This is a genomic window from Enterococcus sp. DIV0236 (genome assembly GCF_050558525.1).
Taxonomy (GTDB): Bacteria; Bacillota; Bacilli; order Lactobacillales; family Enterococcaceae; genus Enterococcus; species Enterococcus faecalis.
This window is the reverse complement of the sequence record NZ_CP187891.1, coordinates 2,156,705-2,181,454: the sequence shown is the minus strand read 5'-3', so window position 1 is coordinate 2,181,454 and position 24,750 is coordinate 2,156,705. Positions and strand designations below refer to the sequence as shown.

22 protein-coding genes are annotated in these 24,750 nt (G+C 37.6%); 15 read left to right on the top strand and 7 right to left on the bottom strand.

Annotation, left to right across the window (positions count from 1 at the left end):
- Positions 1-73 precede the first annotated feature (73 nt).
- Positions 74-322, top strand: a complete 249-nt coding sequence (locus tag IGK27_RS10425) for a GlsB/YeaQ/YmgE family stress response membrane protein (protein WP_002356434.1) — start codon at positions 74-76, stop codon at positions 320-322.
- 317 nt (positions 323-639) lie between these two features.
- Here the strand turns inward: IGK27_RS10425 and rlmD are convergent, their stop codons facing one another.
- Positions 640-2,010, bottom strand: coding sequence for a 23S rRNA (uracil(1939)-C(5))-methyltransferase RlmD (rlmD, locus tag IGK27_RS10420; RefSeq protein WP_002367195.1), 1,371 nt, complete (start codon positions 2,008-2,010; stop codon positions 640-642).
- A 131-nt stretch (positions 2,011-2,141) separates the two neighbouring features.
- Here rlmD and recX point away from each other — a divergent pair, with 131 nt between their 5' ends.
- The 4 genes from recX to IGK27_RS10400 all read left to right on the top strand — a co-directional run bounded on the left by recX (position 2,142) and on the right by IGK27_RS10400 (position 6,044).
- Positions 2,142-2,942: a recombination regulator RecX gene (gene recX, locus IGK27_RS10415; RefSeq protein ID WP_002381424.1), complete on the top strand. Its 801-nt coding sequence runs from the start codon at positions 2,142-2,144 to the stop codon at positions 2,940-2,942.
- The gene (gene mutY, locus IGK27_RS10410) at positions 2,932-4,116 is read left to right on the top strand and encodes an A/G-specific adenine glycosylase (protein ID WP_002397070.1); all 1,185 of its coding nucleotides are present in this window, start codon (positions 2,932-2,934) and stop codon (positions 4,114-4,116) included. The genes recX and mutY overlap by 11 nt, the downstream gene beginning before the upstream one ends.
- A gap of 180 nt (positions 4,117-4,296) precedes the next feature.
- Positions 4,297-5,421, top strand: coding sequence for an LCP family protein (locus IGK27_RS10405; RefSeq protein WP_002374081.1), 1,125 nt, complete (start codon positions 4,297-4,299; stop codon positions 5,419-5,421).
- Between the two features lie 137 nt (positions 5,422-5,558).
- A complete protein-coding gene (locus IGK27_RS10400; RefSeq protein ID WP_002356444.1) occupies positions 5,559-6,044 on the top strand; it encodes a hypothetical protein in 486 nt (161 codons plus the stop codon).
- Positions 6,045-6,088: 44 nt separating this feature from the next.
- Here the strand turns inward: IGK27_RS10400 and IGK27_RS10395 are convergent, their stop codons facing one another.
- The 4 genes from IGK27_RS10395 to IGK27_RS10380 all read right to left on the bottom strand — a co-directional run bounded on the left by IGK27_RS10395 (position 6,089) and on the right by IGK27_RS10380 (position 9,501).
- A complete protein-coding gene (locus tag IGK27_RS10395; RefSeq protein ID WP_002362532.1) occupies positions 6,089-6,613 on the bottom strand; it encodes a GNAT family N-acetyltransferase in 525 nt (174 codons plus the stop codon).
- A gap of 16 nt (positions 6,614-6,629) precedes the next feature.
- Positions 6,630-7,469: an NUDIX domain-containing protein gene (locus IGK27_RS10390; RefSeq protein WP_002384084.1), complete on the bottom strand. Its 840-nt coding sequence runs from the start codon at positions 7,467-7,469 to the stop codon at positions 6,630-6,632.
- 144 nt (positions 7,470-7,613) lie between these two features.
- On the bottom strand, positions 7,614-8,801 hold the full coding sequence (locus tag IGK27_RS10385; RefSeq protein WP_002374082.1) for a toxic anion resistance protein: 1,188 nt from the start codon (positions 8,799-8,801) through the stop codon (positions 7,614-7,616).
- Between the two features lie 19 nt (positions 8,802-8,820).
- Positions 8,821-9,501, bottom strand: a complete 681-nt coding sequence (locus tag IGK27_RS10380) for a 5-bromo-4-chloroindolyl phosphate hydrolysis family protein (protein ID WP_033626558.1) — start codon at positions 9,499-9,501, stop codon at positions 8,821-8,823.
- A gap of 402 nt (positions 9,502-9,903) precedes the next feature.
- Here IGK27_RS10380 and IGK27_RS10375 point away from each other — a divergent pair, with 402 nt between their 5' ends.
- Genes IGK27_RS10375 through IGK27_RS10365 form a run of 3 tightly spaced genes read left to right on the top strand, consistent with a single transcriptional unit; the run spans position 9,904 to position 11,492 of the window.
- Positions 9,904-10,488, top strand: a complete 585-nt coding sequence (locus tag IGK27_RS10375) for an NUDIX hydrolase (protein WP_002356449.1) — start codon at positions 9,904-9,906, stop codon at positions 10,486-10,488.
- On the top strand, positions 10,485-10,781 hold the full coding sequence (macP, locus tag IGK27_RS10370; protein WP_033626559.1) for a cell wall synthase accessory phosphoprotein MacP: 297 nt from the start codon (positions 10,485-10,487) through the stop codon (positions 10,779-10,781). The genes IGK27_RS10375 and macP overlap by 4 nt, the downstream gene beginning before the upstream one ends.
- Positions 10,782-10,796: 15 nt before the next feature.
- Positions 10,797-11,492, top strand: a complete 696-nt coding sequence (locus IGK27_RS10365) for a 5'-methylthioadenosine/adenosylhomocysteine nucleosidase (protein WP_002356454.1) — start codon at positions 10,797-10,799, stop codon at positions 11,490-11,492.
- Between the two features lie 66 nt (positions 11,493-11,558).
- On the opposite strand, the gene IGK27_RS10360 is transcribed toward IGK27_RS10365, so the two are convergent.
- Both IGK27_RS10360 and IGK27_RS10355 read right to left on the bottom strand, forming a co-directional pair.
- Entirely contained in the window at positions 11,559-11,825 is a 267-nt protein-coding gene (locus IGK27_RS10360) for a GIY-YIG nuclease family protein (protein ID WP_002356455.1), read from the bottom strand.
- On the bottom strand, positions 11,815-12,549 hold the full coding sequence (locus IGK27_RS10355) for a tRNA1(Val) (adenine(37)-N6)-methyltransferase (RefSeq protein WP_002374085.1): 735 nt from the start codon (positions 12,547-12,549) through the stop codon (positions 11,815-11,817). Before IGK27_RS10355 ends, IGK27_RS10360 begins: the two co-directional genes overlap by 11 nt.
- A 188-nt stretch (positions 12,550-12,737) precedes the next feature.
- Between IGK27_RS10355 and IGK27_RS10350 the strand changes: the two genes are divergently transcribed.
- The 7 genes from IGK27_RS10350 to elrB all read left to right on the top strand — a co-directional run bounded on the left by IGK27_RS10350 (position 12,738) and on the right by elrB (position 24,749).
- A complete protein-coding gene (locus IGK27_RS10350; protein WP_002356461.1) occupies positions 12,738-13,364 on the top strand; it encodes a lysophospholipid acyltransferase family protein in 627 nt (208 codons plus the stop codon).
- Positions 13,365-13,415: 51 nt separating this feature from the next.
- Positions 13,416-14,684, top strand: a complete 1,269-nt coding sequence (locus tag IGK27_RS10345) for an exonuclease SbcCD subunit D (RefSeq protein WP_174089851.1) — start codon at positions 13,416-13,418, stop codon at positions 14,682-14,684.
- Positions 14,685-14,688: 4 nt separating this feature from the next.
- Positions 14,689-17,826, top strand: coding sequence for an SbcC/MukB-like Walker B domain-containing protein (locus IGK27_RS10340; RefSeq protein ID WP_033626561.1), 3,138 nt, complete (start codon positions 14,689-14,691; stop codon positions 17,824-17,826).
- Positions 17,827-17,845: 19 nt separating this feature from the next.
- The gene (locus IGK27_RS10335) at positions 17,846-21,043 is read left to right on the top strand and encodes a DEAD/DEAH box helicase (protein WP_002397074.1); all 3,198 of its coding nucleotides are present in this window, start codon (positions 17,846-17,848) and stop codon (positions 21,041-21,043) included.
- A gap of 67 nt (positions 21,044-21,110) precedes the next feature.
- On the top strand, positions 21,111-22,016 hold the full coding sequence (gene elrR, locus IGK27_RS10330) for an Rgg family transcriptional regulator ElrR (RefSeq protein WP_033626575.1): 906 nt from the start codon (positions 21,111-21,113) through the stop codon (positions 22,014-22,016).
- Between the two features lie 189 nt (positions 22,017-22,205).
- The gene (gene elrA, locus IGK27_RS10325) at positions 22,206-24,377 is read left to right on the top strand and encodes an enterococcal leucine-rich protein ElrA (protein ID WP_010709864.1); all 2,172 of its coding nucleotides are present in this window, start codon (positions 22,206-22,208) and stop codon (positions 24,375-24,377) included.
- Between the two features lie 3 nt (positions 24,378-24,380).
- On the top strand, positions 24,381-24,749 hold the full coding sequence (elrB, locus tag IGK27_RS10320) for an LPXTG anchor domain-containing protein ElrB (RefSeq protein WP_033626562.1): 369 nt from the start codon (positions 24,381-24,383) through the stop codon (positions 24,747-24,749).
- Position 24,750: the final 1 nt, after the last annotated feature.

The following is a 24,750-nucleotide window of genomic DNA, read 5'->3' as shown; positions in this document are numbered from 1 at the left end:
TCTAATAAAAGTAGTCCATAATAGTAACATAGCGAATTATTCGCTAGATAAAGCATTTAGGAGGAATTATTTTATGCATACTTTATGGGTTTTAATCGTTGGTGCTGTTATCGGTGCTATCGCTGGCGCACTTACAAGCAAAGGTCAATCAATGGGTTGGATTGCGAATATCGTTGCCGGTTTAGTTGGTTCATTTATCGGAGAAAAAATCTTAGGTAGCTGGGGTCCTCACGTAGCAGGTATGGCAATTGTGCCATCAATTATTGGGGCAGTAATTTTAGTTGCTGTGGTTTCATTCTTCTTCGGACGAAAAAATAGCTAATTAAGTAAATAATTGTTTAATTAGTTAAAGGAGGTCGGGACAGAACCGTTTAGCTCCGAGAAATAAGAAGAAATTTCCGAAAATTGCTTTTTAATTTTTGGAGACCAAGTAGGTATTGTTCATCATCGAATCACTACGTTCTTCGTGATTCTCAACAATTTCGGCTTATTTCCGAAGGACCTTCAACTCTTAGAGCTTTAGCTCTTAGAAGTTGTTGAGATCGGAGCAACGCGTAGTGTTGGTTCTGTTCCCGCCGTTTATCAGTTTTTGAGCGTGGAGCAAAAATCCAAAGTGATTTTTGTCCCACGCTCCTTTTTTTATTTTCTCGTTAATTTTACGACAACTTCACAACGAGCGGTTTGTGGAAACATATCAACAGATTGTAAATAGTCTACTTGATATACTTTGGCTAATTGAACTAAATCACGTGCTAACGTGGATACATTACAAGAAATATACACCATTTTCTTAGGTGGTTGTTTCAAAAGGGCCGTTAATAATTTACGATCCAAACCAGTCCGTGGGGGATCAACTACAATGGCATCAGGTTTAAAGCCTTCTTTGAACCATTTAGGTAATAAGTCTTCAGCTGTTCCAACAGCATAATGTGTGTTCGTAACACCAAGTCGTTTTGCATTGAATCTAGCATCGTCAATTGCGGCGGGAATGGTATCCATACCACGAACTTGATGCGCTTGTTTCGCTAAACTTAAGCCAATGGTCCCGACGCCACAATAAGCATCAACAACAGTTTCGTTTGGTTGTAAATCTAAGGCCTTGATTCCTTCATTATATAAAACTTCCGTTTGTTCTGGATTCAATTGGAAAAATGCTCGCGGCGATAAATCAAAGACAACGTCGTTAATGTGTTCTTCAATGCTTTCTTTGCCCCATAAGTGAAGGGTATCATCACCCATTACTAGAGAGGTTTTTTTATTTTGGACATTTTGCATAATAGAAACAACTTCTGGTAATTGTTCATTAATTGCGCGAACCATTTTTTCTTTTTGTGGAAATTTCTTCGATTGTGTAATGAACACTACTTGGACTTCGCCAGTTTGGATGCCCACTCGAACCATTAATGTTCGAAAGATACCACTATTTTTACGTTCATCATAAATTGGTAATTGAAAGTCATTCAATAAATCAACTAATGTATTCATCACCTTGGTTGTCGCAGGCTGTTGGACCAAACAGTTATCAATCGGTACTAATTGATGTGAATCAGCTTGATAGAGACCAGCTTCTACTTGGCCATCGATTTGGCGTAATTGGAATTGGGCTTTATTTCGATAATTCCAAGGATTCTCCATCCCAATTGTTTTTCGTAGTTCATAGTTTTGATAATTGACTGGCTTAAATTTGTTAAGCGCCTGCTTTAATAAATCTTTTTTAAAGTCTAATTGTGCTTTGTAGGCTAAATGTTGTAGTTGGCAGCCGCCACATGTTTCATAGACAGGACAAGGAGGGACCACGCGATCTTTAGCAGCTTTTTTGACAGATTGAAGGGTTCCTTCAGCAAATTTGGGTGTAACATTTGTGATCGTGGCAGTCACTTCTTCTTTCGGTAGCGCCCCAGGAACGAAAATAATTAATTTTTTATAATAGCCGATACCTTCGCCATTAATTCCTAATCGTTTAATTTTTAAAGAAATTTGTTGGCCTTTTTTTACTAGTTGTTGGGTCATATTCTTTCATCCTTTAGTCATCTTACATTTTTCACTTCCTCCCATTTTAGCACATTTTTATTTATTTGGCTTCCAAGGATTCTATGGTATAGTAGAATATATGTTCTGATTTAGAGGGGCAGGAGAATAAGATGACAACAATCACACGAATTAGTAAAGATAAAGGTGAATTTTATCTACTTTGGCTATCTTCAGGCGAAAAACTGCGTGTCTCGGAAGATATTTTAGTACGGCAGCGTCTGCTAAAAGGCCAAGAGTTATCAGATACTTTAATAGAAGAAATAAAAAAAGCCAGTTCTTATGATGTCGGGTTACAAATGGCGATGAATTATTTAAGCTATCAATTACGTTCAAAGAAAGAGATTTTTACTTATTTAAAAGAGAAAGAAATTGAACCTGAAGATCGAGTAAAAATCGTTCAACGTTTAGAAGAGCTGCGGTTGTTGGATGATGCAATTTTTAGTGAAAGTTACGTACGGACAGCTATGCGAACCAGTGATAAAGGACCACGAAATGTGGCACAACAATTAAAGCAAAAAGGCATTAGTGAAGAAGATATTCAGCATGGCTTGACCTTTTATACGTTAGATGAACAGCTTAATGTTGCCACAGCAACTGCAGAAAAAGCCATGAAACGCTATCGAACTAAAAGTTTTAAAGATGCACTTCAGAAAACGCGTCTGCATCTGATGCAAAAGGGCTTTACAAATGAAATCATTGATCTAGCTTTGGAATCTTTAGCTTTTGAAAAGGACGAAGAACAAGAACAACAAGCGTTAGACAAGGAAGGCGAACGTTTATGGCGTGCCAATCAGCGATTTGATTTTTCTAAAAAAGTCCAAAAAGTCAAACAAAGCTTATTTCAAAAAGGGTTTGACTATGATTTGATTCAGCAATTTATTAGCGAAAAGGAAGTAGAACATGACGAATAAAGAGCCTTGGGAGGCGTGGAGTCCCGAAAAAGTTAGTTCATTCCAGGAAGATTTTTTAGCTTGGTATGAACGAGAAAAACGCAATTTACCTTGGCGAGCGAATACAGATGCATATCGTATTTGGATTTCTGAAATTATGCTACAACAAACTCGCGTAGATACAGTCATTGATTATTTTTATCGATTTATGGAATGGTTTCCGACGATTCAAGATTTAGCGGAAGCGCCAGATGATAAGTTGTTGAAAGCTTGGGAAGGGTTAGGCTACTATTCACGAGCGCGTAATTTAAAAGTGGCAGCGCAACAGATTGTTTCAGAATTTGGTGGGAAAATGCCTGACACAATCGAAGATATTCGGAGTTTAAAAGGAATCGGCCCCTATACGGCTGGTGCGATTGGCAGTATTGCCTTTAATCTCCCCGAACCAGCAATTGACGGTAACGTCATGCGGGTAGTGAGCCGTTTATTTGAAATTGATGCAGATATTGCAAAAGCGAGTAGTCGTAAAGTATTTGAAGCGGCGATGCTTAAAATCATCGATCGTGAGCGTCCAGGGGATTTTAATCAAGCCTTAATGGATCTAGGCTCAGCCGTCTGCACCCCAACTTCACCTAAGTGTGAAAGCTGTCCGCTTCAGCAATATTGTGCGGCCTATCAGGCAGATAAAATGACCGCTTATCCAGTCAAATCAAAAAAAGTTAAGCCGAAAGATGTGTATTATGTCGGCACTATTATTGAAAATAAAAAGCAAGAATTTTTATTAGAACAACGCCCTGAAACCGGTTTGTTAGCCAATATGTGGCTGTTTCCGATTGAAGAAATTAGCAAAAAACAATTTCAACAATTGCAAAAACTGGCGCAACCAGCAGAAACGGAAAAACAATTAACTTTAGAGTTAGAGCCTGTAACAGAGCCTTTGGTCGCTGAAGAACCTGTCAACTTTTTTACGGACTATGAAACAGTTGTCTGGCAAAAACGTGCCTTAGGCGAAGTCGTTCATATTTTCAGTCATTTAAAATGGCATATCTTAGTCTTTTATGGCCGAAATACAGGCGAATTAGCCACACTAGAGTCGCAGCGGTGGGTGGCAGCACAACAATTTTCAGAGTATGTTTTTCCAAAACCACAGCAAAAAATGGTGGAATTGTTCAAAAAAGAACACGAAAAAAAATAACAAAAAAGAGAGGCTTTTTAACAAACAAGCCCCTCTTTTTTGTTTCCTCTAGGTTATACCCCTATATAAATTCTGCTATGTTTAGTTTTGAAAGGGACTGGTAAGATAGACTTGTCTCTTGTCTGCTTAGAGGAGTAGTAATGATGGTGGAGACTTTTCAAGAGAGAGGAAGTACAGCCAATGAGTAGGAAGCGAAAAATCAGCTTAATTAGTTTAGTCATCATTTTGTTTTTTGTCACAGTCGGCTCAGCATACTTTGCTGTAGCGGGTAGCTATTTAAAGAAAACAATTGATAAAGGCTATGTTCCCATAAAAAATGATTATAATGAAGCGCAAAATAAAGATAGTCAATCGTTTTTGATTATGGGGCTAGACAATACAATTGAACGGAAATTAGGCACAACTAGGACTGATGCTATGATGGTGATTACCGTGAATAACAAGACGAAGAAAATAACCTATTTAAGTTTGCCACGGGATAGTTTTGTTCAAATTGATGCGAAAAATTACCAAGGGATGCAACGAATTGAAGCTGCCTATACCTACGATGGACCAACAGCTTCTGTTAACACAGTTGAGAAATTATTGAATATTCCAATCAATCATTACGTTGTGTTTAACTTTTTATCTTTTATTAAGTTAATTGATGCGGTTGGTGGCATAGATGTCAATGTCAAGCAGGCGTTTGATGGTGTCACCAAAGACGGGCCAGGATCCATTCATTTTGATGCAGGGAAACAGCATTTAGATGGTACGAAAGCTTTATCTTATGCTCGTGAAAGACATAGCGATAACGATATTATGCGTGGATTCCGACAACAAGAAATTATTCAAGCAGTTGAAGACAAGTTGAAATCTGGTCAATCAATCATGAAAATAATGGACATTATTGATTCGTTAAATGGAAACATTCAAACTGATGTGGATTCCAATGAATTGACTCATTTAGTCAAAGAAGGTTTGACTTGGACCAATTATGATAAACAACAGCTTTCTTTTGACTGGCGCACTTTTAGTAATGAAGGGCGCAGTATGGTTGAACTATATCCAGATAGTATTGAAAATGTCCGTCATCAATTACGTGTGTCTTTAAATTTAGAAAAGCCAGATGAACGAGATCAAGACGGCTATGTCTTCCATACGAACGGTGAATTTTTATATCAAAGTGATTATACCGTTCAAGATGAAGCAGCTGAGGAAAACGAAATGACTTCCATCAACGGCAATACGTATATTGGTGTTCCTGGCAATACACAGACCGGCCCGTTGCCATCAGTTAAAACGGAAAATGGCTTTATAAAATAATTTATTTTCCAAGTGTAGAAAATCCGAACATAACAGATTAAATAATCCGCTTACTTATTATTCTTCTAAGGAAAAAACGAAGGATTTTAGCAAGGAAACAGCGTATCATTTGATATAAACCCAACATTCCCTTTATAATGAAAGTAACAAGCAAATTTTTGTTACTTAGAAGGGGAAGGGAGCAAGGAGTTATGTTTAGTTATACAGATACCATTTTGTCAATTATGCAAAGAATTGAAGTATACAACGAAATTTTCAAAGCCATCTCTAAAGAAGTTCAAGAATACGGTTGTAATCAGGCTGCACATCGGAGAGGCCGTGACACTTATATGTTTTGCCGAAATAATGTGAATCGTTTTTTTACAGAAGAAATGATGTTTCGTAAAAATTTAGAGCCGTATTATGATAAAGAAGCAACGAAAATCTTGCTAGAAGGATTAGATACGTATAAAGAAGGAGTATTTTTCTGGTTAGAGGCATTAAGTGAATCTTGCCAAGTGACAGATGAATTGAAATATCAATTAGGAATCCGCCAAAAAGAATCCTCTTATTTATTAATTAATCAAGCTTGTAAAGAAGCCTGTGAGGGCATTCAAAGCGCTCATAGTGTTCATAAGATGTAAAAAGTTAGGGATAGCTGTCAATCTGGCAGTTATCCCTAACTTTTTTATTTCAATATCATCTGATAAGCATAACGTTCGCCATCGTTAACATCTAAAATCACGTCACCTTGATAAACAAAGCCAGCTTTTTTAATCAGGTGCTGCATAGCGAGATTTTGTGGATGTGTATCGATTCGAATATCAGTAGCACCTTGCAAACGAGCGGCTGTAACCAGTGAGCGCAAAAGCACCAAAGCCAGTCCTTGACCTTGAAAGGAACTTTTTAGAGCAACACGATGAATTGCCGTATACGTAGTTTGAGAATGAGGTTGCCAAGAACCATTAAAAATCGCTTCATAAGCAGGATCAATCTCCGAACATAAAACACCAACGCCTGCCAAGGCATCCTCAACCATTAAAATATAGCAAGTTTGCTGGTCGATATCTTTTGCTAAAATTTCTTGATTCGGGCCATCGCCGTTTTGCCATTGGGGAATGCCACTTTTTTGTAAGGTGCGGCGTCCATCTTCAATGATAGCAAGGATGTCAGGCAAATCAGAAGGTTCTGCTTTTCTTAAGTAAACAGTCAAAAAATATTCCCTCCTCTTAGAAACCTGTTGTTGTTTTCAATTGGTAAATTTTTGAAGGGCGGCCAATGCCAACGGGACGTTCACCTAACTCTTCAAAATATTGTGTCATGGCTTTTTTAAAATTTGAATGGTCAATGCTACGATAATCAACGCCGAGGAACTTCGCAAAAACTTTACGGGCTTCCGTAATGGTGAAATCTTTTCCTAAGACTTGAAGCACTTGCGGTTCATGTTCCATTTTATCAACAACACGATTAAACGCCTTAATTATAATTTCACTATGGTCGAAGGCTAATGTATCTTTACCAAGAGAGGCCGCTGTTTTCAAGTCTAAAGTAATTTCCACATCTTCATGAGATAACGTGATGTGTTGACCATGCCGTTCAAGATTGAACCAGTGGACTTCTTTGGCATCGTCGCCAGCAATTAAAGGTTCTTCACCAATAAAAGCTAAATAGCTGACTGTCACGACCCAGCCACGAGGATCACGATCTGGGCGACTAAAGCTGTGTAATTGTTCAATATTTTCTTGAGAAATCACCACACCAGTTTCCTCTTTTGTTTCTCTTAAAACACTATCTTCAGTAGATTCGTTACGATTAACAAAACCGCCAGGAAGCGCCCATGAGTTTCTAAAGGGGTGACCTTTACGTTGAATCAGTAAGACTTTCAATTGATCGGCTTCCTTGTTGTAACAAAGAAGAACCATATCAACGGTTAAAGAGGGTTTTTCATATTCAGGTAATTCTTGTTGATGATACCAAGTTAAAAACTCTGCTAAGCTAGCTTGGCGTTCATAATAATTTTTTTCTTCGGCTTTAGAAGCAAATTGTGGCACAATTGCTCCTCCTTTCAAAAAGAAACATGGTTTTCTTTTATTGTATCATTAAGTGGCTGAAATACAATATTCAAGCGTAAAAAGAAAAGCAAGCCTGGGACAAAAATCACTTTTGATTTTTGTCCCGGGCTTGTACTATAAGAAGTTTGTTCTAAACGTTGTTTATTGTGTTAATTCTAATAATTTATTTTTCAAATCTTCTTCCATATGGCCAAGTTCGATTTCGGCAGCTTGGCGTTTTTCTTTTCCTTCTTGTTGAATACGTAATGTTTCTTGGATAGTTTCAATTAAATCATTTTGTGTTTTTTGTAATGTTTCAATATCGACTAGGCCACGTTCGTTTTCTTTTGCTGTTTCAATTGCAGAAATTTTTAGCATTTCTGAATTTTTCTTCAGTAAGTCATTGGTGGTTTCAGAGACTTGACGTTGAGCAGTCACAGCATCTTTTTGACGGAGTAAGGTCAAGGCGATGACTACTTGGTTTTTCCATAACGGAATCGCTGTATTCACCGATGATTGAATTTTCTCAGCCAAAGCTTGGTTAGTATTTTGGATTAAACGAATTTGTGGGGCTTGTTGAATCGTAATTTGACGAGCCAAGCGTAAATCATGGGTTCTTTTTTCTAAACGGTCTAGGAATTGGTTATAATCATTAACAATTTGGACATCCATTTGATCCCCAGATTCTTCCGCTTTTTTCATGGCTTCAGGAATAATTTGCGTCCGTAGTTCTTCTGCTTTTAATTCCCCAGCGGCAATATAGATGTTTAAGGCATCAAAATAATCTTTATTTTTTTGATACAATTGATCTAACATGGCATTATCTTTTAAAAGACCATCTTTTTCATGGGTTAATTTGACAGCAATTTTGTCAATTTGCGCACCAATTTTTTGATATTTGGCGGTAATTTCGTAAACGGATTGTTTGACTTTACCTAACATTTTTTGAATAAAGTTGCCTTCGCCAGCACGTAATTCATTGGGATTGGCTTCATTTAAACGAAACATTAGATCGGTCAGTGAATCACCAACAGGACCAATGTCTTGTGCTTGAACGTGGTTTAACATCGCTTGCGAAAATTCGCCAAGTTTGATTTGGGCATTTGAACCATAGGTAATTACTGCTTGTGAATCTTGAACGTCAATTTTTGAAGCTAACTCTTTTGCTTGGGCTTGACGTTCTTGTGGTAATTTATCAATTAAACGAGGAGCTGCTTGCTGTTCTTTTAACTCAGATAGTTCATTTTGTTGCGTTGGTGTTAGTTCATCCATTGATGAAAATGGATTATTTAATAAATCGTCCAATGTATTGGTTACAGATGTTGTTTCTTTGGGTTGTTGCTCAGTCATTTTTTTTCCTCCCTAATGATTATTGCTGGTCTTCGTTTACTTGAGGTGATTCCTCAGTTGCAGCTTTTTTCGACAAGCTGCTTTTAGCGATCGACATTTCGACATCTAAATCGTCTAAGTCATCGGAAACGATTTCCTCATAATCATTTTTAACTAATTTTGACAATTGGTCAATGATTTGTGCGCTTTCTTCTAATTTTTCATACGTTTGTTTGTTTTTTACTTCATGTTGTTCGATTTCTAAATGTTTACTTGTTAAGTCAACGATATTTGGTAAATGTGTGTAGAGAAAGTGATTGGCTAAGTGTAACTTTTTAGGTTCTTTCACTAACTCTTTAAACAGAGCTTTAGAAACCTTCGTTGTATCATTACGTAAGTCAATCGCCCGTAATTTAGTTGAACGATTCATGTTTTCTTGTAATTGTATGATTTGTTTTTTGGCTGTGCTCATTGTACTTCTGAAAAAATCAATTTCTTGTGGAGATAACCCCAACTCACGATAATGGGCTTCTTTATCTTTCGTTAAGTAAGGCATTTGATCGCTCTTGTCGGCGGCATTTTTCTTTTTTCGATAGAGAACGAATACTAAAAAGCCTACCAGAATCACAAAAGCGAAGAAGCCATATTCTCTAGCGACAGCAATGATTAAGGCTCCTAAAAGAATATAGCCAATCAGTAATTTTGTATTTAATTTGTTCATTTATATAGTTCCTCCTATCTATCTAATCCTCGAAAGAGTCAGCTCTCGTTACAATAGTTATTTTAGCATACTCTGTGAGAGAAAAGACATACAGCGGAAGATGTATTTTATGATTTAGTGAAATCCTAAGAAAAAAAGTATAAAACGCAAAAAAAGACCCGTCCTAATTGGGGGTAGGACGGGAAAGGAGTTAAAAATGAAAAAGTGTTTTGTTAGGGTTGTTTGTTGGTATGCTTAAATAATACAAGGAAGTTGTGAATTTTTTATGTCTATTTTTTTTCGAAAATGTAATTTTTTTCTAAAGCAATAAATTTTTTTCTTTGAAAAGGGTTTAACTAGAGAAGAAGGGGTGCGATTTTTATCATTTTAGGGTATGATAAACAAGAAAGGTTGGTGAAAGATATGTTAAATTATGAGGACTTCGAAGAAAAAACACTTCAACGTCGAGAAATTTTTAAAGGAAAGATTATTGATGTTTTTTTGGATGACGTGGCTTTACCGACAGGCGGCACAGCTAAACGCGAATTGGTTTTTCATTCAGGCGCAGTAGCTATGATTCCGTTAACCGCAGAAGGAAAAATAGTCTTAGTTAAACAATTTAGAAAACCCTTGGAACAAGTGATTTTAGAAATTCCAGCGGGAAAAATTGATCCTGGAGAAGAAAATCAACTGGAAACGACGGCTATGCGGGAATTGGAAGAAGAAACTGGGTATCGTGCAGGTCAGCTTACCTACATAAATTCAATGTATCTGTCACCAGGATTTGCTAACGAAAAATTGGCTCTCTATTTGGCAACGGATTTGCAGAAAGTCGAAAATCCGCGTCCTCAAGATGAAGATGAAATCTTGGAACTTTACGAGCTAACAATAGCTGAAGCCAAAGCAGAAGTGGCAAAGGGCACGATTTGTGATGCCAAAACACTTTTTGCTATACAATACTGGGAATTGTATTTACTGCAGAGACAGTTTAAGGAGGACACGCAATGAGCAAAGGTCCGTTAGTCACTCGGACAGAGCTTCGCAAACGCAGAGAAGCAGAAGAAAAAGAAGCGGAACGTCGTCAGCAAGAAGAGCAGAAGCTGGTGGAAAAAGCGTATAAGCGAAAAGAAAAAGAAATTTCGACGTTTTATCGTAAAGAAAAGAAAAAACAAAAACCGATCAACAAGTCACGAGTAGGAGAATACTCGAAGCGTCGAGAACGGAGTACTTGGTTAAACAAGGCAATTATTATTGTAGCGATTTTATTAGCCGTTGTGGCATATATCGTTTTGAATTTATAGAAAAGAGGAATCACTATGAAAATTGGAATTATTGGAGCAATGGATCAAGAGGTCAAAATTCTAAAAGAAAAATTGACAGACACGATGTCATGGGAACGAGCAGGCGCTTTATTTGTTTCTGGTTCGTTAGGAAGACATGAGGTGATTGTGGTTCGTTCAGGAATTGGTAAAGTGGCCTCAGCTGTGACCACGACTTTATTGATTCATCAATATGGCGTAAATATGGTGATTAATACCGGTTCTGCTGGTGGTATCGGTGAAGGACTAAAAGTCGGCGATTTAGTCATTGCAGACAAATTAGCTTACTTTGATGTTGATGTCACTGGTTTTGGTTATGCCTATGGACAATTGCCTGGTGGTGTACCTTTGTATTTTGAAACAAGTGAATACTTGCGGATGGAAATTGCGAAAGCTGCTGAAAAAACTGGTTTAGCTATTCGTAAAGGATTGATTGTTACTGGAGATACTTTTGTGGATAGCGCTGAGAAAATCGCCAAAATTAAGAAAGAGTTTCCTGAAGCCTTAGCTTGCGAAATGGAAGGCGCAGCAATTGGCCAAGCGGCTTCACAGTTCAATATTCCATTCTTAGTTGTACGGGCAATGAGTGATACAGCAGATGGCGAAGCAACTCAAAGCTTTGACGAATTCATCGATGAAGCTGGGAAAAAATCAGCCGAAATGGTTATTCATTTTGTCGAGAACTTAGTTTAAAAAGAGAAAGAAACAGCCATCATTTCATCAATGAAATGATGGCTGTTTCTTTTTGCTTGTTGTCATTTAATGAAAGGTTTTTAAATACTGCTCTTTTTGTTTGCGCGTTAATTTTTTAAAGGCGGCTTCGGCTTTAGTGGCCGCGCTACGTGTTTCAAATTTCTCTGTATGAATCATTTTGACTGGCCGTCGTTTGGCTAACCGTGTATATTTTGCACCAGTTCCGCTATTATGTTCGGTTAATCGACGTTCTGGCTCAGTTGTATAGCCACCGTAAAAGGAACCATCTTGGCAAAGTAAAACATAAAAATAATGGGATTTCTTATTCTCCATACAGCATAGCCTTCATTTCTGCTTCGTATTCGTTCTTTTCATTGTATGTAAAAAGAGGTGGTAACACACGAAAACCGTCTTTTTTGCCTTGCTTAATGCCTTCAATTAGTAAAACATTGGCTTCTTTGCCTGGCTTCGGATAAACAAACCGAGCTTTTTTCGGCGCAATATTGGCGTTTTCCATGGCATGTAAAATATCCAGGAAACGATCAGGACGATGAACCATTGCGAGGCGACCATTTGTTTTTAATAAATCCGCCGACACAGTGACCACTTCTTGAAGAGACGTGTGAATTTCATGACGGGCAATCGCTAAGTGCGGGTTTGGATTTTTTTGGCTAGTTGGTCGTTCTTTAAAGTATGGGGGATTACATAGTACTAAATCCACAGAATCTTTTTTGATGACTTCTGTCGCTTGTTTTAAATCACGTTCATACATCGTTACTTGTTTTTCCAATTTATTTAATAGAATACTTCGTTGACCCATATCTGCCAAACGAGGTTGTAATTCGATTTGGTCGATCTTTGCAGCTGTTTTCCGACTAACGAAGAGGCCGACCGCGCCATTGCCAGCACACAAATCGACAATCTTGCCTTTTTTTGGTAGTTGCGGAAAATTAGCCAATAAGACTGCATCAATGGAAAAAGAAAAGACTTCTTTGCTTTGAATAATTTTAATATCATCCGCATATAATTGATCAATCCGTTCGCCGGATAATAACATAGATTAAGAACCTCCAACTTTTCATCTGATTGTTCATGTATTATACTACTTTTAAACCCGTATGACAAAATCTGTTCCCTAGATTAGTAGGAACATGTTATTTCTCTAATTGATAGACGTAAAAAAAGCTTGTCAAAAGGTAGAGCTTTCGGCATACTAGAAAGCGGAGAGAAGAAAGGAAGAAAATTATGTTTTTTACATTTATGCGTGGCGTGGTTCGCGTCATTTTATTTGTGATTAATGGAAATGCACATTATGAAAATAAAGAAAAATTACCAAAAGACCAAAACTATGTCTTAGTTGCGCCGCATCGAACATGGTGGGAACCGCTGTATTTAGCTGTTGCTGGCAGTCCTAAGAAGTTTAGCTTTATGGCAAAAAAAGAGTTGTTTAAAAATCCTGTTTTACGTTTCATTTTAAAACATGCGAATGCGTTTCCGGTGGATCGTGAGAAGCCCGGTCCCAGCGCGATTAAAACACCTGTCAAAATTTTAAAAAATTCTGATTTAAGTTTGATTATGTTCCCCAGTGGCACGCGTCATTCCTCAGAATTAAAAGGTGGGGTAGCCTTGATTGCTAAAATGGGGCGAGTACCTATCGTGCCATCTGTTTATCAAGGTCCGTTAACTTTAAAAGAGTTGTTTAAACGTAAAAAAGTAACGGTTCGTTTTGGGGAGCCAATCGATATTAGCGATATTAAAAAAATGGATAAAGACGGTTTAGCTGAAGTGGAACGTCGGATGCAAGAAGCATTTGATCAGTTAGATAAAGAAATTGATCCAACTTTTAAATATGAATCAACAGAAAAAGAATAAAACAAACCGCTACAAAATAGGAATGTTACTGGCAGGTAGTCTCATCAAAAGATGATGCTCCCTGTCTTTTTTCTTGTGTTAAGAAAAAAGTTTGTTAAAAATCTAATTCTTCTGTCCGATTTTCTTAAAAAATACCAGAAATTTGTTATAATAATAAGAAGGACTTTTTTAGGCGGTGAAAAAATGAAATTTTTACATACAGCAGATTGGCATATTGGCAAAAAATTACATGGTTTTGATTTATTGGCAGAACAAAGGGAAGCCTTTAAACAAATCTTAGCAATTGCGAAAGAAGAGCAAGTGGATGCTGTTGTGATCGCTGGAGATTTGTATGATCGCTCTGTTCCAGCGGTTGAAGCAGTCGAGATTTTTAATGAAATGATGATTCAAATGAATCTCAAAGAGCATTTACCCGTGTTAGCTATTTCGGGAAACCATGATAGCAGCACTCGTTTAGAAACAGGAGGCCCTTGGTTTAACCAAACGCAATTTCATTTGAATACGCGTTTAGAACAAGCCTTTCAACCAATTGAAATCGACAATACCCAATTTTATTTGTTGCCTTATTTTGAACCGATTGCGGCTCGCTTATATTTTGAAGATGAAACGATTCGAACGATTCAGGCGGCGATGGAAAAAGTTGTCGCGAAAATGCAGGAATCTTTTCTTCCCAACAAAAAACAGGTGTTAGTTAGTCATTTTTTTGTCGCTGGCAGTGAAAAAACTGATTCTGAAACAAAATTAACAGTGGGTGGTTTGGATGTTGTACCGACGGCTTTGTTAGAGCCTTTTGATTACGTCGCGTTGGGCCACTTACATGGAAAAAATGCGTTGCAGGCACCTAATGCTCGATACAGTGGCTCGCCTGTAAAATTTTCTTTATCAGAAATGACACAAGAAAAGGGTGTTTGGCTTGTTGAAACAGAAGCTGAAGTTCATTTTCAATTCCGTGCTTTGAAACCATTGCGAGACATTCAACAATTGACGGGCTCGTTTCAGCAGTTAACGGATCCCGCTTTTTATCAAGAAGTGAATCGGGAAAATTATTTACATGTCCAATTAACTGACCGAGCGATCATTCCCAACATGATGAATCAATTGCGAAAAATTTACCCCAAAATTATTGGGCTGGAACGTTTGAATGGTCGAGAAACAAGCAACGGAAATCAGAAAAAAGTGGTACAAATAGAACAACGTTCACCAGAAGAACATCTGCATGACTTTTTTAACGATGTGACAGGAGAGGCCTTGACAGAACAACAAGCACAATGGGTCCAAGAAGAACTGAGTACACTTAATCAATTAGAAAGAGGGAAGTAACAGGATGAAACCATTATCTTTAACATTGAAAAACTTCGGACCGTATATTAATGAAACCATTGATTTTACGAAGTTTGAAGATTCTTCACTTTTTCTAATTAGTGGAAAAACAGGGTCTGGGAAAACAACGATTTTTGATGGAATGAGCTATGCTTTGTTTGGTGAAAGTTCTGGGAAATTACGTTTAGGCAAAGAAATGCGTTCCACATTTGCTGACCCCTCAGAAGCCACTGAAGTTACTTTGCTTTTTAAACATAACGAGTATCTCTATGAACTGAACCGCCTTCCCGAACAAGAACTTTTTAAAAAACGTGGCACAGGAGTCCGTAAACAAAGTGCCAAAATTTCTTTAATTGTCAAAGATGCTCAAGGGAAAGAACTACGAGCCTATTCTAAAAGACGCGAAGTGGACGAACTCATTCAAGAATTATTGCATTTGAATGCCAATCAATTTGCTCAAATTGTATTGTTACCACAAGGAGAGTTTCGGACTTTTTTAATTGCTAAAAGTGATGAAAAAGAAAAGGTTTTGCGTAATTTATTCGGAACAGAATTGTATCAGTTGTTCAGCGAAAATTTAAAAGAACGCTTAAAAATTGCCAATCAAGAGATTCAAGAAACCCAGCAAAAAATTGAACTGAAAACAGAACAGTTGCATTGGTCAGAAGAACCTGAACCGACAATGACACTTTTTGAAAAACTTCAATTATTAGAAAGCCAACAACAAGAGGCTCAGCAACAACTATTAGTTGAAAGAGAACAAATTGCAACCTTAAAACAAGCCAAACAAGCAAAAGAGCAAGTTCGTTATGCTATTGAAGAACGACAAAACTTGCAACAGCAAAAAGAAGAATTACTGGAAAAGAAAGCAAAACAAGCTGAACAGGAAACCGTCATTGAGCGGCTAAAGGAACAGATTCAGCAATTAAAATGGAGCCAAAAACAGCAATCTTTAGCTGAAAAAGTCTTTGAAAAACGAAGCGAAAAACAACAAAAAGAGCAAGAAACAAAGTCCAAACAACAAGCTCTTATGGAAACGCAACAAGCATTGACAGATTGGCAAGCAATCATGAGTGAGTTGGAAGAACAACAACCATTGATTGCTGAAAAACAAGAACGTCTTCAAACGATTCAACGTCAATTACCACAATACCAAGAATATGAACAGTTAGCCCAACAACAAATAGCAGAACAAGCCAATTATCAAGCCATTCAAAAAGAGTATGAATCTTGCCAACAGGAAAAAACAACATTAGCGGATAAAGTGGCGACAGCCAAACAATTTATTGAACAAGAAGGAACACTTGAAAAAGCAAATTTTGAATGTTCTAGTGTAGCAGATCATTGGCAAAATTTTGTAGAACGTTGGCAAAAAAATCAAAAAGCTTGGCAAAAAATTAGTCAAAACCAAGGGGAATTGCACGAGCTGACACAACGGTTTGCTGTTGAACAGCAACAAAAAAGCGCCGAAGAAGCGAAGTTGCAGACAAAGAAAAGTCAATGGGCCTCTTTACAAATCCAACGATTAAGCTTGTTACTTGAAGAGGGGGAATCTTGCCCAGTTTGTGGCTCTTTAGAACATCCAAAACAACAAACTCATCAAGAAGTTTCCTTAGAAGAGATTGATCAAGCGGAACGGGAATTAACGGAAGTTGAAAAAACGGTTCAACGATTTACTGAAACGCTCTCTGCATTAGGGGCGGAAAAGCAACAGAAAGAAAGCCAATTACAAGAACAGGAAGCTGCATATACTGAGGAACAAGAACAATTAGCAGCGCAGTTTGCTGACTTGCAGTTGCCGTTAACAGGACTAACTTTTTCACAAGTAACACCTGCAGAAATTGCGGAAGTTGAGTCGCAATTAGCTAAAGAAAAACAACAAATAGCACAAAAACTAACGGAAATTTCAGTCGAAAAGGACCATCTAGCGGAACTAGAAGAACAAGTAGCTGAAAATTCCCAACGCTTTGAAGTGCTCCGACAACAAGTAGAAACAATGCAACAAAGTCTGGAAAGAATCACTATCCAGCAGCAAATGATTGCTAGCCAATTATTGGATGCAACCGTCACATACGAAGAAATGACCAAACAACAAACTTTGCTTCAAGAAGAACTCTCTGCATTTGAACGTCAAAAAGAAAACGTGACGACACAAGGAGAAACCTTGAAGAAAGAAGAAATGATCCTTGAAAGTACGTTGACGCATTTGGAGAAAGAACAACAAACACTTCAACAAACAGTCGCACAACTTGAGAGTCAGTTAAAGGCAGTTTTAACGGAACAAGGCGTGACAGAGGACCAATTGAGGGAGTGGTTGAAAGAGGTACCGACACTAGAAAGTCAGCAAGAACAAATTGCTTTATTTGAACAAGAGCAAACCCAACTGACTATCCAACTCGCTGAAATTGAGAAAAAATTATCTAGTGATACGTTCCCAGAATTATCTTTAATCACCACAGAAATTGAACAAATAACACAACAAATTGAAGAACAAGAAAAAAAATACTATCAACTGCATGAAAAAATGCTGAATAACCAACAGTTGGTTCAAGAAATTAATGCGCAAAGAACAACAATTGAAGACAAGTTTGAGGAAATTGCTGCACTACAGCAGTTGGCAGATACGGTGAATGGCAATAATCCTAAAAAAATTAGTTTTGAACGGTATATGTTACAAACGTATTTAGAAAGAGTGCTGACAGTCGCTAATCAGCGTTTAGACCGCCTGACCAATAGTCGTTATCAATTTGAATTGAATCACGAAGCAGGCAGTTATCGGAATCAAACGGGGCTAGAAATCAATATTTATGATGACAATTCAGGGACGGTACGCAGCGCTCACACGTTATCAGGCGGAGAAAGTTTTATAGCAGCGTTAGCTTTGGCACTTTCTTTAGCAGAAGTGATTCAAGAACAAGCAGGCGGAGTCTTAATTGATGCGTTGTTTATTGATGAAGGCTTTGGTTCCTTAGATGAAGAAGCATTGGAAATGGCAATGGAGGCGTTAGAAACGATTGAAAATGAAGGCCGCATGATTGGGATTATTAGTCATATTGGCGAATTAAAAGCACGAATTCCACAACAATTACAAATAAAAAGCAATGGGAATGGTCAAAGTACCGTTCACTATCAGCTAGCTTAGTAGAAGAGGAGGTGAGTCGATGAAATGGAGTATTCCAGAGCGAATCGTTGAACAAGGGCGCGAATATATGCAAGAAGGCCGGGTCTTATCTATCGTTCAAAATCCAGAAAAAAGGATCTGGTTGTCTGAGGTTTTAGGGGAAGAACTTTATCTTGTTGAATTGGATGGTACCGCCAAAGAACAAGATGTTTGTGAATGTCAATATTGGATGGAACATGGCTATTGCAAGCATACAGTGGCAGTTGAACTGGCACTGAAACAACGAGGCGTGTCAAGAATTATTCAAGCGAATCAAACAGTCAATTTTGAGAAAACAAATCGATCAACAGCTGAAATGTTTACCAAAGGCTTTGCCAAATTAAGCAAAGCTTCTGCCGAAGTTCCCTTGCAGCCTTTACGTTTAGAATTTCATTTAGATGTGATCGAAACGAATAATTACTATCCAGAATTATCAACGATTGGTCTTTCTTTAAAAATTGGTTTAGAAGGAACCAAACCTAAAACATATATTGTGAAAAATATTGGTGATTTTTTACAAGCATATGAAAAGGAAATGACTTTTATGGTGAATAAACAACACCAATTTACTTTGCTACATGATTCTTTTTCAATGGAGATTCAAGAAATTTTAACAGAACTTGCGGCAATTTATCATACCAGCCAATTATTAGGTGCAAACGGTATTCAAGTTAAAGGGAAAATCGACAAACGTTATCTATTATTACCAATTGATCGCAGTCAATCGTTAGTTGAAAAAATGAATCGAACGGGTCAGTTTATATTAACCAATCAAACTCATAAGTATCGCTATCTAACGTTCAAAGAAACCAGTTTGCCACTTACGTTTACAGTGCAAAAAACCGAGGAACAAAGCTTCAAATTAACTATTCAGAATCCTATTACAACGTTTCTAGCCCACTATCACTGGGCGATTGCGGATCAAACGGTTTATTTACTAACAGAAGAGCAGGAAGCCATCTACACCACGTTACTTCAATTAATGAAACGCTTGGAAGAGCCGTCAATTATTTATGAAAAAGAAACAGTTTCTGATTTATTTAGTGAAGTGTTACCATTATTGGAAAAAATTGGTCGAGTGTCTGTTGAAGAATCAGTTGAAGAACTAGTCGTCCATCATCCTTTAAAAGCAGTCTTTATTTTTAAGAAAATTAAAGGTCGGATTAATGCTCGAATTGACTATCACTATGGAGAAGTCATTTTCTCGACAAACCCGAAATATGCTCAATTACCTGAAGTCAATCAAGAAATCGTTCGAGATAAAGCAAAAGAAACAGCAATTAAGCAGCAATTTCAACAGTTTGCCTATCAGCAAACAACCACAGGCTTTGAAAAAGTCTTACCTGCTGGGGAGTCCTTGTATTATTTCTTTAAAGCCGAAGTACCAGCTTTCCGTCAATTAGGAGAAGTTCGGATGGGACGGAAATTACGGGAATTGTATTTAGATGCCCAGCATCATCAACCAACGATTGAAGTTGCGGAAGGGGATTCTTGGTTGGATATTCGGTTTGATGTCACTGGCATTGATGAAACCGAAATCGATGCAGTATTGACTAGTCTGCTACGTAATGATGCTTTTTATACGTTAAAAAGTGGTGAAATTCTTGCTTTTGACTCAGAGGAATTTTTCCATACAAGTGCAATTTTAACGAAGCTGCGAAAAAATATGCATCAAGAAGACAATGTCATTCATGTGCCCAAAAACCAAGGCCTCATGATCGAAAGTTTATTAGAAGACAACGAGCGGGCACATTTTTCAGATTCCTTTAAAAAAATGGTCACGGATTTAACGCATCCAGAAAACTTTGAAGCGCAAGTCCCCAAAACCTTACAAGCAACGTTACGCCATTACCAAGAAACAGGTTATAAATGGCTGAAAATGCTTAGCCATTATCAATTTGGCGGTATTTTAGCTGATGAAATGGGTTTAGGGAAGACACTGCAAACCATTACCTATTTACTTTCGGAAAAAGAAGAAGAGCGCTTGAAAGGGACAGCTTTGATTGTCGCTCCTGCAAGTTTAACCTATAACTGGTTAGCCGAAGTCAAACGTTTTGCGCCAACCTTAAATGTTCAAGTGGTTTCTGGCAACCGCCAAGAACGAGCAGCGCTTTTACAAAATAGCACCGAAGATATTCTGATTACTTCTTATGCAAGTATGCGACAAGATGTTCAGCTTTATCAGGAAATGCGTGTCGGCTATTTGATTTTAGATGAGGCCCAAATGGTTAAAAATAGTGGGACTAAAACGGCGCAAGCCTTAAAAAGTTTAAAAGTACCACAACGTTTTGCATTAAGTGGCACACCAATTGAAAATAATTTAGATGAACTGTGGTCAATTTTCCAAATGATCTTACCGGGATTGTTCCCAGGCAAAAAAGCCTTTCGAGAAATTAAGCCGGAAGAAATTGCCAAAATGATTCAACCATTCATTTTACGACGAGACAAGAAAACGGTGCTCGCAGACTTACCAGAAAAAATTGAAAATAATATGTACAGTGTCTTAACAGAAGAACAAAAAACGGTTTATTTGGCCTATCTAAAACAAATGCAAGCAGATGTTAGTCAAATGGATCAGGCGACCTTCAAGAAAAATCGCATGAGTATTTTAGCAGGCTTGACCCGTTTACGACAAATCTGTTGCGATCCGCGTTTGTTTATTGAGGATTACACGGGAGGTTCTGGCAAAGTGGAACAAGTCAAAGACTTTTTAGTGGCTGCCAAAGAAAACAATCGTCGTGTCCTATTATTTTCTCAGTTCACAAGCATGCTTTCTATCTTAGAAAAAGAATTGAATGAATTAGGCTTAGAGACGTTTTATTTACGAGGAAGTACGAAGCCTCAAGATCGGTTAACGATGGCGAATGCCTTCAATGAAGGAGAAAAAGATGTCTTCTTAATTTCATTGAAAGCAGGGGGAACCGGACTAAATTTAACTGGTGCAGATACAGTTATTTTATACGATTTATGGTGGAATCCCGCAGTCGAAGAACAAGCGGCTGGTCGGGCGCACCGCATGGGACAAAAAAAGGTTGTTGAAGTGTGGCGGATGATTGCAGAAGGAACGGTTGAAGAAAAAATGAATTCCTTACAGCAAGAAAAACGCGAGCTGTTCCAAAAAGTGATTCAAGGAAATGAAGAGCAATTAGCGAAAATGACGGAAGAAGATATTCGCACAATTTTAAGCATTGGAGAATAGCCGTTCAACTTAGTTGCTACCTTATTTAAAGAGAAATGGAGTAATTCGTTTGAAACAAAAAGAATATATGGAATATCGGCCGCTAGGTGAAGAAATTGAACGGATTCGTAAAGGAAAAAATATTCCTCTGCGTGTCTTTGATGAAAATGGTGTTTCTAGTCGAAGTTATCAACGCTTTGTCCAAGGAAATAGTGAATTGCGTATTTCGGATTTAGCCATTATTGTCGAAATCTTGTCTATTTCGCCGATGGAAATGACAGAAAAATTAACGCCAATGTCCAAAACAGTTTTAGCTAAGGAGCAGTTTAATCAAGCAATCTTTAGTAAAAATTTTCAAGAAAGTAGTCGAATCGTTGCAGATTATCGGGCGTATTATGATAAATCGTCTTTTGCTTTAGGAAAGCAAGAAGTAATGTATTCGATGTTGGCGTTGGAATATCTTTTTAACCCTCAAACGGTTGTGACAAAAGAGGAATTTATTGCATTAGAAAATCAGATTCTGGAACGATTAATTAATGCCGATGTGTATACTATTTTTAATTTGAAATTTTTAGCATTACAAAAAAACGTTGGCTTGCAGCCGTTTCCAACTTCGTTACTTTTTCGTGTACTACAATCTGTCAATGAGCGGGAAATTATTGATATTCGCTCGCTAGAAATTATCGAGCAAGTAATTATTGATTTTTTATTTGCGGCGATTGTCAGCCAAAATGTTCCCCATATTCTTCATGTATTAAGCATGTTTAAAGAATATGAAGTGGGTGAAAATAACTGGCGAATGATCCTCTGGAAAAAAATAGCAGAAAAAATAGAAATGATTTTAACCAATGAAGAAATATTCGCAGATTGGTCAATCTTTAAAGAACAAATCCTTTTATCTATCACATTGTTTTTACCAAAAGCCAAACAAGAATTTTTTGCTGGGCAATTGGAAAAAATAGAGGATAGTTTAAAAGAAATAAAAGAAAACTAGGCATAATTGAGAATTTGTCATAATACATTCTGGTTGTGTTTAGCGACAAAGAGCGCCAAATAGGGGTAGAAAACCCTATTTGGCGCTCTTTGTCTTGTCTATACAAATTAATTTGGACAGTTTGTCGTAATTGAACCCATTTTCAGTTGATATTCACTATAATTAAGAAAATATCAGGAGGTGAAGTTTATGAAAAAAATGTGCATCTCCGCAGTTAGTGCCTTACTTTTGGCTAATAGTTTGCTACTTCCTGTAACAACTTTCGCCGAAACGACCGAAACAATCGCATCCTCCAGTGAAGAAAATGTTTCATCTGTTTCAGAAGAAAAGATTCCAGAAACTTCATCGGCAGAAGAGCAAAATTCAGCAACCAGTAGTTCGGAGATTCCCCAATCAGAAGAGTTAACGACTGTTGAAACAAGTGAAGAGCCGCCAAATGAAGCACTAGTGATAACGGAAGCACAACTGATGATGCCCCAATTATACGCAGGTGCTGTCTTAGATAAAGCGACGCCTATCAGTACACTATTTCCTGATCCAGCCTTTGCGGAAAATATCAGAAAACAGTTAAGCAAATCTCGGACCTCTAATACTGTCACCCAAGCAGAATTGGATAAACTGAATAAAGTTATTTTAGAAAATGTCGTTGTTTCTAATGTGGAAGGAGTTCAATACCTAAGAAACTTAGAAGAATTATCTTTTCAAGATTCACTCAATGTAACAGATTTGAGTCCTTTTGCTAAAGGTGAATTTAAGCTATTACGTTTTTTATATATGAGAAACAATAAAATAGCTGATCTTAGTCCGTTAGGTCAAGCAGGATTAATTAATTTAGAAGGCTTGTATGTTGAGAACAATCAATTAACGACATTAAATGGACTTGAAGGAATGGCTGCTTTAAAAAATTTAAGTATCCAAAATACGACAGATCATCCGTCAAAAATCACGCCGAATAATCGAGTGACTTCCTTCGACCCGCTTCGTTCTCTTCGTAATTTAGAAACCATTTGGGCTGCCAATAATCAGATTGCTACTTTAGATGGGCTTACGGAAGCAAATAACCTACTCCGTCTTTATGTGGAAAATAATCAATTAAAAACAATTGCGCCCTTGGCGAATAAGCCACGTCTAGAAGAGTTGAGTATTATGAATCAAACGATTGCTAGTCTGGAAGCTTTAAGCACTGTTCCTAATCTGCGTGTACTGTATGCAAGAAACAATCAAATTTCTTCCTTGGCACCGTTAGAGAAAACACTCAATCTAACAGTTTTAGATGTGGGAGAAAATCAAATTTCAGATATCAGTCCGTTAAAAGGCTTAACGGCCATTACAGGGCTAGATGTATCTAATCAAATGATTATCTTATCTTCTGTCGATTATATTGCTGGGAAACCACTGCAATTAAAAAATAAGGTGGTATCTCGTGATGGTCAACTATTTCCACCGCTGACGATTAGCCCTTATGGAAGTTACGATGCCACAAAAGGACTGTTTGAATGGAATTTACCCAAAGCTCATGAAGGCGTTTCTTATATCTGGGAATCAACAGATAAAGCATACTTAGGGAACTTTTCTGGAACAGTCGTTCAACCTGTCAAAGAAGTTTTCTTAAGTGAAACGAAACTATCTTGGTCAAAAGAGCGTATAGAAAAGTCGATGGAAAAAACAATCGATATTGATGACTTTCAAAAAACAGCCCTGCCTTTTTATTGGCAAGATGTCGATGCTGGGAATAGATTACAATTTATTGTCAAAAAAGAGGGCCAAGAAATCCAGAAATTAGCAGATGAAACAACCACTAATTCTAAAACATTTAAGGAAAAAGCCTTGTTATTACCAGAACTAACTTATGGAAAACAGCAGTTGGTCGTGGAAGTCTATGATAAAGGCTACAAGATTGATGAATTAGCGCTAACAGTCACTGTGGTTGGCTCTGTCAGGTTCAAAACGGTACCCACAGCGATTTCCTTTGGGAATGAGCTGCAAATCGCTAGTAGCACGACCCAATATCCAATTGTTTCCATGGATCAACCATTAGTGATACGGGATACTCGTCAAACAGGGAATAATTGGTCGCTTGCACTAACCGTTACTTCTGATTTCAAATCTGAATCAGGTGCTACGTTGCCGAATATTTTAAAATTTAGAACCAACCATCGCTTACAGGACATTCCAGAAGGCCAATCGATTCTTGTTCACAACCAAGTCAATGGACATCAAGAAACAAATATTTCTGATCAATGGAAAGAAAATGACCAAGAGTTGTTATTATCTGTTCCTGGAGGGACGGCCAAAGCAGAAGAATACGAAGCAAAACTAACTTGGCACTTGATGGACGTACCTGATGGCAGTGCAAAATAGGGGGTGAGTCTTATCAAAAAAATAGTTAGCGGTGTATTGCTATTAGGATTGATTTCATCAGTTGATGTATTTGCTGAAACAAATGCCTATCCGACAAATGCAGAAGTTTCTTTTTATGGCGAGTATGAGCCACCAGCCAACAAAGAAAAACCAGATGGTAAGATACCACAGCGTTTCTCCAAGCAGTCGGAAGCAATACCAGCAGTGAGTGGAGAATCATTGAAGCATTCAACAAGTAAAACGGTTGATCAAAAAGGCTCAGGCTTCTTACCTCGAACTGGTACTAAACAGCAACAAATGTTTAATTATCTCGGAATAATAGTCATCTTTATGGCTAGTTTTATTTTAAAAAAAAGAAAGAAGGAACAATAAA

What these genes read in the sequence shown, in the direction of transcription:
- rlmD (WP_002367195.1), bottom strand. Translation starts at nt 2,010, where the DNA reads ATGACCCAACAACTAGTAAAAAAAGGCCAACAAATTTCTTTAAAAATT.
- elrA (WP_010709864.1), top strand. Translation starts at nt 22,206, where the DNA reads ATGAAAAAAATGTGCATCTCCGCAGTTAGTGCCTTACTTTTGGCTAAT.
- IGK27_RS10340 (WP_033626561.1), top strand. Translation starts at nt 14,689, where the DNA reads ATGAAACCATTATCTTTAACATTGAAAAACTTCGGACCGTATATTAAT.
- IGK27_RS10355 (WP_002374085.1), bottom strand. Translation starts at nt 12,549, where the DNA reads ATGTTATTATCCGGCGAACGGATTGATCAATTATATGCGGATGATATT.
- IGK27_RS10345 (WP_174089851.1), top strand. Translation starts at nt 13,416, where the DNA reads ATGATGCTCCCTGTCTTTTTTCTTGTGTTAAGAAAAAAGTTTGTTAAA.
- IGK27_RS10405 (WP_002374081.1), top strand. Translation starts at nt 4,297, where the DNA reads ATGAGTAGGAAGCGAAAAATCAGCTTAATTAGTTTAGTCATCATTTTG.
- recX (WP_002381424.1), top strand. Translation starts at nt 2,142, where the DNA reads ATGACAACAATCACACGAATTAGTAAAGATAAAGGTGAATTTTATCTA.
- macP (WP_033626559.1), top strand. Translation starts at nt 10,485, where the DNA reads ATGAGCAAAGGTCCGTTAGTCACTCGGACAGAGCTTCGCAAACGCAGA.
- IGK27_RS10400 (WP_002356444.1), top strand. Translation starts at nt 5,559, where the DNA reads ATGAAAGTAACAAGCAAATTTTTGTTACTTAGAAGGGGAAGGGAGCAA.
- IGK27_RS10380 (WP_033626558.1), bottom strand. Translation starts at nt 9,501, where the DNA reads ATGAACAAATTAAATACAAAATTACTGATTGGCTATATTCTTTTAGGA.
- elrR (WP_033626575.1), top strand. Translation starts at nt 21,111, where the DNA reads ATGGAATATCGGCCGCTAGGTGAAGAAATTGAACGGATTCGTAAAGGA.
- IGK27_RS10425 (WP_002356434.1), top strand. Translation starts at nt 74, where the DNA reads ATGCATACTTTATGGGTTTTAATCGTTGGTGCTGTTATCGGTGCTATC.
- mutY (WP_002397070.1), top strand. Translation starts at nt 2,932, where the DNA reads ATGACGAATAAAGAGCCTTGGGAGGCGTGGAGTCCCGAAAAAGTTAGT.
- IGK27_RS10360 (WP_002356455.1), bottom strand. Translation starts at nt 11,825, where the DNA reads ATGGAGAATAAGAAATCCCATTATTTTTATGTTTTACTTTGCCAAGAT.
- IGK27_RS10385 (WP_002374082.1), bottom strand. Translation starts at nt 8,801, where the DNA reads ATGACTGAGCAACAACCCAAAGAAACAACATCTGTAACCAATACATTG.
- IGK27_RS10365 (WP_002356454.1), top strand. Translation starts at nt 10,797, where the DNA reads ATGAAAATTGGAATTATTGGAGCAATGGATCAAGAGGTCAAAATTCTA.
- IGK27_RS10375 (WP_002356449.1), top strand. Translation starts at nt 9,904, where the DNA reads ATGTTAAATTATGAGGACTTCGAAGAAAAAACACTTCAACGTCGAGAA.
- IGK27_RS10350 (WP_002356461.1), top strand. Translation starts at nt 12,738, where the DNA reads ATGTTTTTTACATTTATGCGTGGCGTGGTTCGCGTCATTTTATTTGTG.
- IGK27_RS10335 (WP_002397074.1), top strand. Translation starts at nt 17,846, where the DNA reads ATGAAATGGAGTATTCCAGAGCGAATCGTTGAACAAGGGCGCGAATAT.